This window comes from Gordonia sp. NPDC003422, from assembly GCF_053588675.1.
Window position 1 is genome coordinate 1 of sequence record NZ_JBSFQL010000014.1, and the last position, 12,175, is coordinate 12,175.

The following is a 12,175-nucleotide window of genomic DNA, read 5'->3' on the forward strand; positions in this document are numbered from 1 at the left end:
GAGAAGCTGGGCGTCGACGACTTGTGGGCTGTCAGTGTTTGGGGCGGGGGCGGTTGTTGTGGGCATGACGGAACCTTCCACATCAAAAGGGTGGGCGTGTCGTCATCGTTGGAAATACATCGGCGAAACCTATTGCCGATGACTGTCATTCATCGTTGTCTGACCTGCTGAAAGCCACTGTAGCCGGGGGCACCGACAAGAATGGACGGTCATCATCTGGCTGTCGCCACGGAGGCATGCTGTCATCTGATCTCGAAACTGATCACACACTATCGCGGGGGTCCGACAAGAATCTGTCGTCGGCGCTTGATGCTGGCGGCGCTGTGGAAGAAGTGCACCTCGCCGATATGCGTGGCGACGGCACAGGGCAGGAGCTGTTGTTGTGGGCATGACGGAACCTTCCACATCTGAGGGTGGGCTTGTCGTCATCATTCGTGGTGCATCGGCGAAACCTACTGCCGATGAGTATCTTTCATCATTGGTGACCTGCTGAAAACCACGGTAGCCGAGACCACCGACAAGAAGCGCCGGCGAGCTGTCATCTGATCTCGAAACTGATCACAGACTATCGCCGGGGTCCGACAAGAATCTGTCGTCAGCGTTTGATGTTGGCGGCACTGTCGAAGAAGTACACCTCGCCGATGTGCGTCGCGACCGCGATCTGTCCGTTCGGCGACACCGCGACGCCGGTCGCGAAGCCGATCGATTCCGGTAGCGGCAGTTGGCGTTTGGTGGCGCCGTCGGTGGTCGACACCTCGGTGAGCGACAGCGTCTGCTTGCCCGGATCGCGCACGACGGTCCATGCCGTGCCCGATGCCGTCAACGTGGACAGGCTCACGGTCGCGAGATCGGTACGCGTCCAGACAGATTCGGCGCGGTCGCCCTTGTCGCGCAACAGCGTCAGCGGTGCTCCGGCGACTCCGGTCGGCATGATGAGGCCGTCGGGGGAGACGGACATCGTCGCAAAGCCGTAGCCGCCGTTGTTGTAGGTCCACCTGGTCTTGCCTGTAGCGGCGTCGATCGCGACGATCTGGCCGAGTCGCGAGAACGCGTACACGGTGGCGCCGTCGACGGACAGCGTGGTCGGACCGACGATCCCGCCCGGCACGTCGTTGTGCCAGATCTCGCGGATCGTCCGCTTACCGTCGGCCATCGAGTAGCCGAATCCCCGGACCTGCGAGGCGATCGCGCCGGGCGGCCACATGTTGAGGAAGAAGCGCTCGTGCACGGGGTCGACCGCGGGTGGCGCCGGGATCACGCAGCGCGGCCCGTTCTGTACGCATTCACCGAAGCCGAAGAGCGGGTCGTTGGGGTCGGCGTCGGGCCGAAGAAGCACCTCGGGCGCGACGGGCTCGGCCGTTTGGGTGTCGAGCAGCTGGATCTGTCCCAGGGTGGTCACGATGAGAGCCATGCTGGGGGACGCGAACTTGGCCGACAGCGGTACACCCAGAACGGGTGTGCGCCAGCGGATCGCGCCGCCCGCGTTGAACGCGAGGAACGTCGTCTGTTCGCCGATGTAGGGCTGGTCGTACTGATCCACCAGGAGTGCGGACACCTCGACGCCCTCGCGCATCCGTTTGCAGAAGTTCTTGCGGCCCGAATTCGGGTCGAAGACGAAGGTGTTGCAGCCGTTGGCTGTGTTCGACGTGACCCCGACATTCGACCGCGTCGACACCGTGAGTGGCGCGGTGATCGGGCCGCCGGTGGGACGTTGCCAGGACAGCGCGAGGTCGTCGGGCACGGTGGCGGTGGTGAAGTTCGAGTTGGCCCAGTTTCCGCCGTAGCTGGGCCAGCCGAGGCCGGGCACCGACCGGACGTCGATGTGGCCGTCCGAGCAGGCCGACAGCAGCAGGGCGCACGCAGCCACAACGGCGACGACTAGAGCGGCAGGACGGCGCGAGTGCGGCGGCCGGTGAGGTCGCTGCCGGTCGTGCTCTGCCATCCGTGCTCCTGTCCTGTGCACGCCCTCGGTCGAGGGCGAGGTAGGTGCTCCGGACCAGCCGAGAACGCAGGGTCGAACGCACCAGCCTCAGAGCCTATCGTGTGCCGAAATCGCGTCGATTAGGGTTTGTCGTCATGACGACGATGTGGAATGCCTCCTACCGGAGCCGGTGGCGTGCGGGCCGCCGGCGCGACCCGGCGCAGGTGCGGTTCCTCACCCTCGATTCGCTGCGCTGGGTGCTGCGCAACCGGGCGTATTCGCCCTGGTATCTGGTCCGCTACTACCGGCTGGCGCGATTCCGCATGGCCAATCCGCACGTGGTGCTGCGCGGCATGGTGTTCCTCGGGCGCAACGTCGAACTGCACGCCACACCCGAACTGTCCCGCATGGAGATCGGCCGCTGGGTGCACATCGGCGACGGCAACTCGATCCGCTGTCACGAGGGCAGTCTCAAGATCGGCGACAAGACCGTCTTCGGCTGCAACAACGTGGTCAACTCCTACCTCGACCTCGAGATCGGCGGTTCCACGCTCATCGCCGACTGGTGCTACATCTGCGACTTCGACCACAAGATGGACGACATCACCCTGCCCATCAAGGATCAGGGGATCGTGAAAGGGCCGGTGCGCATCGGACCCGACACGTGGGTCGCGGCCAAGGTGTCGGTGTTGCGCAACACCATCGTGGGTCGCGGGTGTGTGCTCGGTTCGCATGCGGTGGTCAAGGGCGTCATCCCCGACTATTCGATCGCCGTCGGCGCCCCGGCCCGCGTCGTGAAGAACCGGATGGACGACTGGGCGAGCAACGCCGCCGAACGCGCGGAGCTCGAACGCGCCCTTGCCGACATCGAACGCAAGAAGGCGGCCGCGCGCGAGCACGACGCTACCGGCTGAAACGTCAGTGCGACGGCCCGCCGAGCGGGAAGCCTTCGCTGGGTTGCACGACGACGAATCCGGGGCCGTGGAAGGCCAATTGGAATGACTCGCCGGAACCCCGTCCGATGAGCGAGCCCATCTTGAAGTCGTTCTTGAGGCCGGGCTGGAGGTTGGCCGACCAGCAGACCGCCGCTTGCGGGTCGACGAAGGTCGGCTGCTGGCTGCAGTCGAGGATCATCGGCGGTCCGTCGCTGGACACCCCGACCGTCCCCTGACCGCTGAGCGTCAGATTGAAGAGACCGCCGGCGAGCATCCCGGCGTTGCCGATCGAGGTGATGTTCCACTGCAGCGACGCGTCGAAGGCGAGCAGGCTGGAGGTGTTGATGGTGAGCGATTCGTGCGGACCCTCGAGTTCGATGGTGAACACGTCCTCGGCGCGTCGGGCGAAGAACACCTCACCCTGACCGCTGACCCGCATCAGCTGGCCGCCCTCGTTGGAGATGGCCTTTTTGAGGAAGTTGCTGACGCTGCCGGAGCCTTCGTGTTTGAAGTCGATCTGCCCCTGATACGCGACCATGGCGCCCTTGGCCGCGAGTGCTTCCGGGCCGAAGCCCACGCGCAGCATCTTCGAGGACTGCATCGTCCAGCGCTGCTGGCTCTGCTTCTCCTGGTTGGACTGGTCGAAGATCGGACTGCGCACGGCTGACTCCTTTGTCCGTCGGTTACGCCAATTGTCCAGGATCCCGTTCCGGAAGTGGGCGTTCGACGATTCGTGGTCGGCCGACGGGATGACGCACGCGGCGCTTGGCGGACAGGTAGACGCCTGCGGTCCGTTCGGCCACCTCGGACCAGGAGAAGTCGGCGGTGAGACGGTCACGGGCGCGTCGGGCACGATCGGCGGCGGCGCCAGGATCGGCGAGGGTGGCGCGGACGGCAGCGGCCAGGCCCGACACGTCGGCGGGTGCGAAGGTCAGACCCGTGATCGGCTCGGTGACCGCCTCGCCCAGGCCCCCGGCCGTCGACACCACCAGCGGCGCACCGGTGGCCGCGGCCTCGAGGGCGACGATGCCGAACGGTTCGTAGCGGCTCGGCAGCACGATCGCCGAGCAACGATGCATGAGGCCGACCAGCTCGTCGTGGCCGACCGCGCCGACGAACTGCACAGCCTTGCTCACGCGATGCCGGCGTGCCTGCTCGACCAGCCACTCCTGTTGGGTTCCGGTACCGGCGACGGTGAGTGTGGTGCCCGGGTGGGTGCGTCGGATCCGGGGGAGCGCGGCAAGCAGATCCTGCACGCCCTTTTCGTATTCCAGACGTCCGGCGAACAGGAGTTCTGGCGGTCCGGGTTGCGGCGTGCGCGGTGCGAACGGCCAGGTGGTGATGTCGATGCCGTTGTGGATGACCTGGATGTCGGCCAGCGGTGGGCTCGGCGCACGGACCGCGTCGTCGGCAACCTGCGCTGCGGGGCCGAAAAGCCGGAACACCTCGTCGCGCATGGATTCCGAGCAGGTGATGATGGCGTCGGACTCGGTCGCCAGCCACCACTCGACCGAATGCACCTGCCGATTGGTGCGACCACTCACCCAGCCGCTGTGCCGGCCTGCCTCGGTGGCGTGGATGGTGGTGACCAGCGGGCAGTCGAAGAACTCGGCGAGAGTGATCGCCGGATGCGCGACCAGCCAGTCGTGGGCGTGTACCACCTCGGGTGTCCATGTCGTATCGGACAGCGAGTTGCGTTCGCCGGCAAGAATTTTCAGCCCGGCACGGATGAACGCGTGACCCATGGCGAGGGTCCACGGCATCATGTCGGCGCCGAACTCGAACTCCGGCGGATCCTCGGCGACCGCGATCACCCGTACGCCGTCAACTACCTGATCGGTGGTCGGGTGGGTCACCGCATCGGTCCCCGACGGCCGTCGCGTGAGCACGACGATCTCGTGGCCCTGCGTCGCGAGTTCGGTGGCGAGATGGTGGACGTGGCGGCCAAGCCCGCCGACGACCACAGGCGGGTACTCCCACGAGACAAGCAGAATTCTCATCGTGTGCCCCCTGCGGCGTCGGTCAGCGTGTCCCCGAGTCGCAGCCTGCGCGCGTCGAGCCCCGGAAAGAGACCGTCGGCCCTCTGCCATCCCGCAGCGAGTCGTGCTGCCGTGGTGTGGCGGCCGCGCATCGCGGCGTCGCAGATCTCGCGGGTGGCGTGCGCGTGCGTGTGCGCTCGCCCTACAGCGTAGTTCGCGGCCGTGTCCTTGGACACCATGAACGGCCAGTCGGACGCGACGGTCAGCAGCGTCTCCCGCAGGATCTGGTCGGCGACGCGGTCACGTCCACCCCCTTCGCCCAGCAGTTTGGCGACGGTGTCGAGAGCGGTCTCGGTGACCTCTGCATTGAGGTCGACGAGGTGTTGTACCTGTGGACCGTCCCACACCCGCCAGTCCTTGCCCGAACCCCACGACGACGGACCCAGATCGACTGCGTCGCCGACGAATCCATCCCTGGTGGCCTGTGCGAGCGTCCCGACCCGCACCCCGGCCTCGGGTAGACGCCGCAGCACGCGTTCGAGCCAGCGCGGGCCCTCGTACCACCAGTGCCCGAACAGTTCGGTGTCGAAGGCCGCCACCACCAGCGCCGGTCGGCCGATCCGGTCGGATTCGGTGCGCAACCGGCGGACGACATGCTCGACGAAGTCGTCGACATGGCGGTCGATGACCGCGTCCACCCGGGCCGGGTCGTAAGGTCGCTTGCCTTCGCCGGGCACCGACCGGCCAGTCACGCGGAAACTCTTGAACCCGGTCTCGTGGTCGTAGGTGTGAAAGTCCCGGTATGCGGCGTGGCCCGGGTATCCGGATTTCGGCGACCACACGCGATAGCTCACCTGCAGGTCACGGCCATAGGCGACCACATTGCTGTCACCAACCGGTCGGCCGAGGGCCGTGTCGCCGTGCAGCGTCGGCCCATCGACCATGAAGTGCCCGACGCCCGCGTTCTGGTACTCAGTCTCCATCCCGGGCGCGAACGCGCACTCGGGTGCCCAGATCCCTGCCGGATCAAAGCCCCACCGTGCCCGAGCGTCGGCGAGGCCTTCGCGCACTGAGAACTGGCGCAGCCGCGGGTCGAGTAGAGGTGCAAAAGGATGGGCAAGGGGGCCGCCGAGGACCTCGATGACGCCGGAGGTCGCCAGTGATCGGATGAGGGGCGACGCGCCGTGGCGCCACCGTGTCTCGAAATCGGCGAGTGCTGTTGCGGCCACGCGATATTCGCGTCGGCCCGACTCTGCGCGCACGGCGTCGGCGGAGCCGGCCGCGTCGTAGGCACGCAACTGCCAGTCCGCCAGCCACGTGTGCATCGAGGAACAGCAGTGCGGATCGTCGAGCTGAGCGGCGAGGACCGGGGTGATGCCGAGGGACAGCTGATTCTCGAAGCCGTCGGCCGCGAGACGGTTCAGGACGTCGAAGACAGGGAGGTACGACCCGGCCCACGACTGATAGAGCCATTCCTCGCCGACCGGCCATCGCCCGTGGTTGGCGAGCCAGGGCAGGTGCGAATGCAGGACCAGGGTGAACTGGCCCGGCGCCGAACCGTCACCGCCGCCCACGCGTCAGACCCGGACCGCGAGCGCGAAGAGATCCAGCGATGTCTCGATGTCCGCTTCCGCTGCGTCGGCGATGTCGAAGTCCGACGCCGCGATCGATGCGACGTCGGAGGTCAGTTCGTCGGGCCAGTCGATCCCGGCCAGTGCGCGCTCGATCTGGGCGTCGATGATCGAACCGCCCCACTTCTCGTCGAGGTGCCGCAGCGTCGCGCCGTGGTGAACGCCCAGCATGGTGGAAACCTCGAAGCCGCCGTGGACGAGCAGTTCGGTGAGTTCGGCGGCTGAGAGCTCGCGCGTATGGAAGGGGTTGAGGGGCGTATCGCGGCCGGGAGAGAAGGTGATCCGGTTGGGCGTCGACATCAGCAGCTGACCGCCCGGCCGCAGGACCCGGCGGCATTCGGCGACGAACGCGGGCTGGTCCCACAGATGTTCGATCACCTGGAAGTTGACGACGATGTCGACCGAGGCATCGGGCAGCGGCAGATCGATCAGGTTTGCCTGGTGCACGATCAGTCCGGGGTAGCGGCGGCGCGTGTGCTCGACAGCGCTCTGGTCATAGTCGACGCAGGTCACCGAGTTGGCGACCGTCGCGATCATTGCGGCGCCATAACCCTCGCCGGAGCCGGCCTCGAGAATGTCGCGTCCCGCGCACCGAGCGACGATGTGGTCGTAGGCGACCTCGTGCCGCCGAAACCAGTAGTTCTCTGCGGGAATGCCCGGAACGGTCCGCTCGCCGGTGAGCGCCAGCCGCACGTCGGCGGGGAGGTCCTCGAGGGTCCGGTCCTGGTCGGTCATCCACACGACACTAGGGCATGGCTGTGAGGTGTCGGACGCGGCAACCGGACAACGGGACCGAACGAGCGTCCGTTCCACAAGCATTGTGTGAGGTAGTCGATGTTTAGTGGGATCATAGGAGACGCTAAAGTGGGGGAGACCGATCGCTCCTTACTCGTCGGTAAGGTGCGCGAACCCGATGCAGGAGGTCGACGTAGACCCATGACAAACATTGTCGTTCTGATCAAGCAGGTGCCCGATACGTGGTCCGAGCGCAAGCTCACCGACGGTGACTTCACCCTCGACCGCGAGGCCGCGGACGCCGTGCTCGACGAGATCAACGAGCGCGCCGTCGAAGAGGCGCTCAAGATCAAAGAAGCCGACGGTGGTGAGGTCACGGTGCTGACCGCAGGACCCGAGCGGGCCACCGAGGCGATCCGCAAGGCGCTGTCGATGGGCGCCGACAAGGCCATCCACATCAAGGATGACCTGCTCCACGGCTCCGACTCGGTCCAGACCGCCTACGTGCTGGCCCGTGCGCTCGGCACCGTCGAGGGCGTCGAGCTCGTCATCGCCGGCAACGAGGCCACCGACGGTCGCGTCGGCGCCATCCCGGCCATGATCGCCGAGTACCTCGAACTGCCGCACCTCACGCACCTGCGCAAGCTGACCCTGGAGGGCGAGAAGCTCACCGGCGAGCGCGAGACCGACGACGGCATCTACCACATCGAGGCCGAGCTGCCCGCGATCGTCAGCGTCAACGAGAAGATCAACGAGCCGCGCTTCCCGTCCTTCAAGGGCATCATGGCCGCGAAGAAGAAGGAAGTCGCCGTTCTCACTCTCGCCGAGATCGACGTCGAGCCGAGTGACGTGGGCCTGGAGAATGCGGGCACCGCGGTTACCGCTTCCACCCCGAAGCCTCCGAAGACCGCCGGTGAGCGCGTCACCGACGAGGGCGACGGCGGCACGAAGGTCGCCGAGTACCTGGTGGGCCAGAAAATCATCTGAGCGACTCCACGCACACAACGGCAACCCACAGACATTTCAGGAGAGACAGAACAATGGCAGAAGTACTCGTGCTCGTGGAGCAGGACGCCGAAGGCGCCCTGAAGAAGGTCACCAGTGAGCTCATCACCGCCGCGCGTGCCCTCGGCACCCCGTCGGCGGTCGTCGTCGGCGGCCCGGGCAAGGCCGACGGCATCATCGACGGCCTGAAGGAGGCCGGCGCGGAGAAGATCTACGTCGCCGAGTCCGACGACGCGGCGTCGTACCTGATCAGCCCCAAGGTCGACGTGCTGTCGTCGATCGCCGAGGACGTGTCGCCCGCCGGCATCGTGGTCGCCGCGACCGCCGACGGCAAGGAGATCGCCGGACGCCTGGGCGTGCGCCTGGGTTCGGGCGTGCTCGCCGACGTCATCGAGATCAAGGAAGGCGGCGTCGGAATCCACTCGATCTTCGGTGGCGCCTTCACCGTCGACGCTCAGGCCAAGGGTGACACCCCCGTCTTCTCGGTGCGTCCGGGTGGCGTCGAGGCCGCTCCGCAGGCCGGTGCCGGCGAGCGGGTCGACGTCGAGGTTCCGGCCGCCGCCGAGAACGCCGTGAAGATCACCAAGGTCGAGCCGAACGTCGGCGGCGACCGTCCGGAGCTCACCGAGGCCTCGATCGTGGTCTCCGGTGGACGCGGTGTCGGTTCGGCCGACAAGTTCTCGGTCGTCGAGGAGCTCGCCGACTCGCTCGGTGCCGCAGTCGGCGCCTCGCGTGCCGCTGTGGACTCCGGCTACTACCCGGGTCAGTTCCAGGTCGGCCAGACCGGCAAGACCGTGTCGCCGCAGCTCTACGTCGCGCTCGGCATCTCCGGCGCGATCCAGCACCGCGCCGGTATGCAGACCTCGAAGACCATCGTCGCGGTCAACAAGGACGAAGAGGCACCGATCTTCGAGATCTCCGATTTCGGTGTGGTCGGCGACCTGTTCAACGTCGCGCCGCAGCTGACCGAAGAGGTCAAGAAGCGCAAGTGATGCGCTGAGATCTCGGCTGACGCAGCCGCCGACGACCCCCGACCTGCCCGGTCGGGGGTCGTCGCGTTTTGTATTCGCCTGCGCGTCGGCATGTGTTCAGGTCGGTTCGGGTGAGTTCACGCGATCTGTCCCGACATGACACGGTGCGGTAGCCGCGTCGACGCCCACTGTCGATTTCATTCGGGACATGAACACCATGCAGTTTCTGTCCCGGGTCGGCACCGCTCGTGCTGGGGTGCCGATCACCGTGATCACTGCCGGGCCGATCCGGATCGTGGTGTCCGACGACCCGACCGACATCGTTGCCGCTCAGCGTTTGCGCTACCGCGTTTTCGCCGACGAACCGGGCTTCTCCGACACCATCGGCGACCCGCTCACCGAACGCGACGCCGATCGGTTCGACGCTTTCTGTGAACACCTCATCGTCCATCACGAGTCCGATGGCGTCATCGGCTGTGCCCGACTCCTACCGCCGACCCGCGCCATCGCGGCGGGGGGTTGGTACGGGGCGGGTGAATTCGACCTCTCCGAACTCGCCGCCATCGCGTCGTCGACGGTCGAGATGGGTCGGGCCTGTGTGGCCGATGCCCATCGTTGCGGCACGGTGACCGCGCTCATGTGGGCGGCGCTGCTGCGCTATATGGACGTCGGCGGATACCAGCACCTCATCGGATGTGTGTCGGTGCCGCTCACGGGTCCCGGCGAGGCGCCGGTCGATCGCGGCCGGGCGTTGCGCACGATCCACGACACCCTGCTCGAGAAGCACCGAGAGGTGCGCTGGCGAGTCCGCCCGCACGAAGCGGCTCGCGTCGACGGTCGGCTGCTCACCGATCTCGAGCCCGCGGAGGAGGCGCAGATTCCGGCGCTGATGCGCGGGTACTTACGGCTCGGCGCCCGGGTGTGCGGTGAACCCGCGGTCGACGAGGACTTCGACACCGCCGATTTCCTCACGGTCCTCGACCGCCAGGGCGCCAACGCCCGGTACCTGGATCGCCTGTCAGCCAGCCTGGTTCGGCTCGGGAGCCTGTCGTGAGCGCCGCGGTGGGCCATGAATTGCACGCGGCCCCCGCGCTGACGACCGGGCACCACCACGGCTGGTATCCGATCAGCCCGTGCGCGTCCGGCTGCGTCGACGACGCGAAAGTGGTTGCCGGGCGAGTCCTGGTGGCGCTGAGGCTGATTCGGTTGTTCCTGGTCATGGCGACCATCGCGATGTGTGCGTTCGTCATCGTGCCGATGCCGAGGCTGGCGCGTCGAGGGTTCATTCGCCGATCCGCCCGCATGGTGATAGCCGCGCTCGGCATGACGGTGGAATTCGATGACCGGCGCCCCTTCGCCGGAAGTGCCCGCGGCCTGTTGGTGGCCAACCACATCTCCTTCCTCGATGTCTTCGCCGTGGCGACCGTGACACCCTCGCATTTCGTCGCGAAATCAGAGGTCGCGGCGATTCCGGTGATCTCGACGATCGCGCGTCGTGTCGGTGTGATCCCGATCGAGCGGGCGTCGCTGCGGCTCCTGCCGAACACGCTCGACGTCGCCGTCGAACGCCTGCACCAGGATTCGACGGTCGCCGTGTTCCCCGAGGGCACCACTCGATGCGGGCAGGCGATGGGTGCGTTTCGGCCGGCGTTCTTCCAGGCCGCGATCGACGCGCGCGTGCCGGTGATTCCGGTGCGACTGACCTTCACCGTCGGCGGCGCCACGGCGACGGCAGCCAGTTTCATCGGCGACGACAGTCTGGTCGACACCCTGCGACGCGTTCTCCGCATGCGCGGGCTGACGGTGACTGTCCGCATGCACGAACCGCAGCTGCCTGGCACGGACCGTCGTGAACTTGCCCGCCGGTGCGAGCGGATCATTGCCGGACATGGTGAGCCGGCGGTCGCGCTTGCCGCTTGATGGTCGCAGTGAGGGGACCCCGGTTGAAGTGACATCGAGTGTTTCCTCATATATTTTGCTAGAAGCGGCTCGTTAGTGGGGTCGAGCCGCCAAACTCTCGAGGAGGCCATCGGTGACGTCCGCGACCAAACTGACCCGCGACGAGGCGATCGCAAAGTTCGCCGAACTGCGTGCTGTCGAAGGAGTGGTCGACGACGCCGACCTCGACTCCGTGTGGGCTGGACTGGCCACACTCCGGCCCGAGGAGATGCTCGGCGCCTGGAAGGGTGGCGAGTTCGTCACCGGTCACGCCATCAACGGCATGCTCGACAAGGCGGGCTGGTACGGCAAGACCTTCATCTCGCGCAGCGAGGTGCAGCCTCTCGTCTGTCGTGATGCCGACGGCAAGCTGTACTCCAACAAGAAGCTGGGCAAGGGCGAGGCGAGTCTGTGGGCGGTCGAGTTCCGCGGTGAGGTCACCGCGTCGATGGTCTACGACGGCCAGCCGGTGATCGACCACTTCAAGCGGGTCGACGACACCACCGTCATGGGCATCATGAACGGCAAGGGCGGCGTCGTCGACGGTCGTCACTTCTACTTCTATCTCGAGCGCGCCTGAGAGGCTTCCACTCCCTGATCAGCGGAAATGTGAATACGCCTCGCCTGCAAAATCTAGGGGAAGAGTTTCTTCCCCGGGGTTCACAGTCGTCCCCTAGAAATTCCTAGGGGAGGACTCCAAGAGTGGGGGACGAGATTTCTTCCCCTAGTTTCTTGGGCGGCAAAGGGCGCTTTCTGTGCTCGACGACGATGTTCGGAGTCCGAGGACCGTGCTCGACAGCGTCCTCTGTGATGGTTGACCGCGACGGAGGCTTCGCCGACCTCCGAGGCGCGTCGTCGGCGTGTCGCGATTTCAGAAACCGCGTGTCTGGTCAGAAACCCGAGGCGCACCAGCGGTTTCTGGCCACACCTGCGGTTTCTGGCGACAAGTGCGGTTTCTGCGATGAGGCCGCGCGCTTCCCGCGTCCACGATCGTCGGCAACGCCGGCGGAGGGACGCTGCGTGAGGCTGACCTACGCTCGCGTCTTGCCAGCGTGAAGCG

11 protein-coding genes are annotated in these 12,175 nt (G+C 66.5%); 6 read left to right on the forward strand and 5 right to left on the reverse strand.

The window, feature by feature from the left end; all coding sequences use genetic code 11:
• Positions 1-595: 595 nt before the first annotated feature.
• A complete protein-coding gene (locus ACWDTF_RS13205; protein WP_240857501.1) occupies positions 596-1,942 on the reverse strand; it encodes an outer membrane protein assembly factor BamB family protein in 1,347 nt (448 codons plus the stop codon).
• 134 nt (positions 1,943-2,076) lie between these two features.
• Between ACWDTF_RS13205 and ACWDTF_RS13210 the strand changes: the two genes are divergently transcribed.
• Positions 2,077-2,835 carry an acyltransferase gene (locus tag ACWDTF_RS13210; protein ID WP_240857502.1) on the forward strand — a complete coding sequence of 253 codons (759 nt, stop codon included), beginning with the start codon at positions 2,077-2,079 and terminating at the stop codon, positions 2,833-2,835.
• 4 nt (positions 2,836-2,839) lie between these two features.
• Here ACWDTF_RS13210 and ACWDTF_RS13215 read toward each other — a convergent pair whose 3' ends face one another.
• The 4 genes from ACWDTF_RS13215 to ACWDTF_RS13230 are packed head-to-tail and all read right to left on the reverse strand — an operon-like array spanning position 2,840 to position 7,201.
• On the reverse strand, positions 2,840-3,517 hold the full coding sequence (locus ACWDTF_RS13215; protein WP_240857503.1) for an AIM24 family protein: 678 nt from the start codon (positions 3,515-3,517) through the stop codon (positions 2,840-2,842).
• 22 nt (positions 3,518-3,539) lie between these two features.
• Positions 3,540-4,856, reverse strand: coding sequence for a glycosyltransferase family 4 protein (locus tag ACWDTF_RS13220; protein ID WP_355274797.1), 1,317 nt, complete (start codon positions 4,854-4,856; stop codon positions 3,540-3,542).
• Positions 4,853-6,409, reverse strand: coding sequence for a 1,4-alpha-glucan branching protein domain-containing protein (locus ACWDTF_RS13225; protein WP_240857505.1), 1,557 nt, complete (start codon positions 6,407-6,409; stop codon positions 4,853-4,855). The genes ACWDTF_RS13220 and ACWDTF_RS13225 overlap by 4 nt, the downstream gene beginning before the upstream one ends.
• A gap of 3 nt (positions 6,410-6,412) precedes the next feature.
• Positions 6,413-7,201, reverse strand: coding sequence for a class I SAM-dependent methyltransferase (locus ACWDTF_RS13230; RefSeq protein ID WP_240857506.1), 789 nt, complete (start codon positions 7,199-7,201; stop codon positions 6,413-6,415).
• A 201-nt stretch (positions 7,202-7,402) separates the two neighbouring features.
• Here ACWDTF_RS13230 and ACWDTF_RS13235 point away from each other — a divergent pair, with 201 nt between their 5' ends.
• From ACWDTF_RS13235 to ACWDTF_RS13255, 5 genes are all read left to right on the forward strand, one after another.
• On the forward strand, positions 7,403-8,188 hold the full coding sequence (locus tag ACWDTF_RS13235) for an electron transfer flavoprotein subunit beta/FixA family protein (protein WP_240857507.1): 786 nt from the start codon (positions 7,403-7,405) through the stop codon (positions 8,186-8,188).
• Positions 8,189-8,241: 53 nt separating this feature from the next.
• The gene (locus tag ACWDTF_RS13240) at positions 8,242-9,198 is read left to right on the forward strand and encodes an electron transfer flavoprotein subunit alpha/FixB family protein (protein WP_240857508.1); all 957 of its coding nucleotides are present in this window, start codon (positions 8,242-8,244) and stop codon (positions 9,196-9,198) included.
• Between the two features lie 187 nt (positions 9,199-9,385).
• Positions 9,386-10,231 carry a GNAT family N-acetyltransferase gene (locus tag ACWDTF_RS13245; RefSeq protein ID WP_240857509.1) on the forward strand — a complete coding sequence of 282 codons (846 nt, stop codon included), beginning with the start codon at positions 9,386-9,388 and terminating at the stop codon, positions 10,229-10,231.
• Positions 10,228-11,097, forward strand: coding sequence for a lysophospholipid acyltransferase family protein (locus tag ACWDTF_RS13250; protein WP_240857510.1), 870 nt, complete (start codon positions 10,228-10,230; stop codon positions 11,095-11,097). The genes ACWDTF_RS13245 and ACWDTF_RS13250 overlap by 4 nt, the downstream gene beginning before the upstream one ends.
• 112 nt (positions 11,098-11,209) lie before the next feature.
• Positions 11,210-11,695: a DUF4334 domain-containing protein gene (locus ACWDTF_RS13255; RefSeq protein WP_374246867.1), complete on the forward strand. Its 486-nt coding sequence runs from the start codon at positions 11,210-11,212 to the stop codon at positions 11,693-11,695.
• Positions 11,696-12,175: the final 480 nt, after the last annotated feature.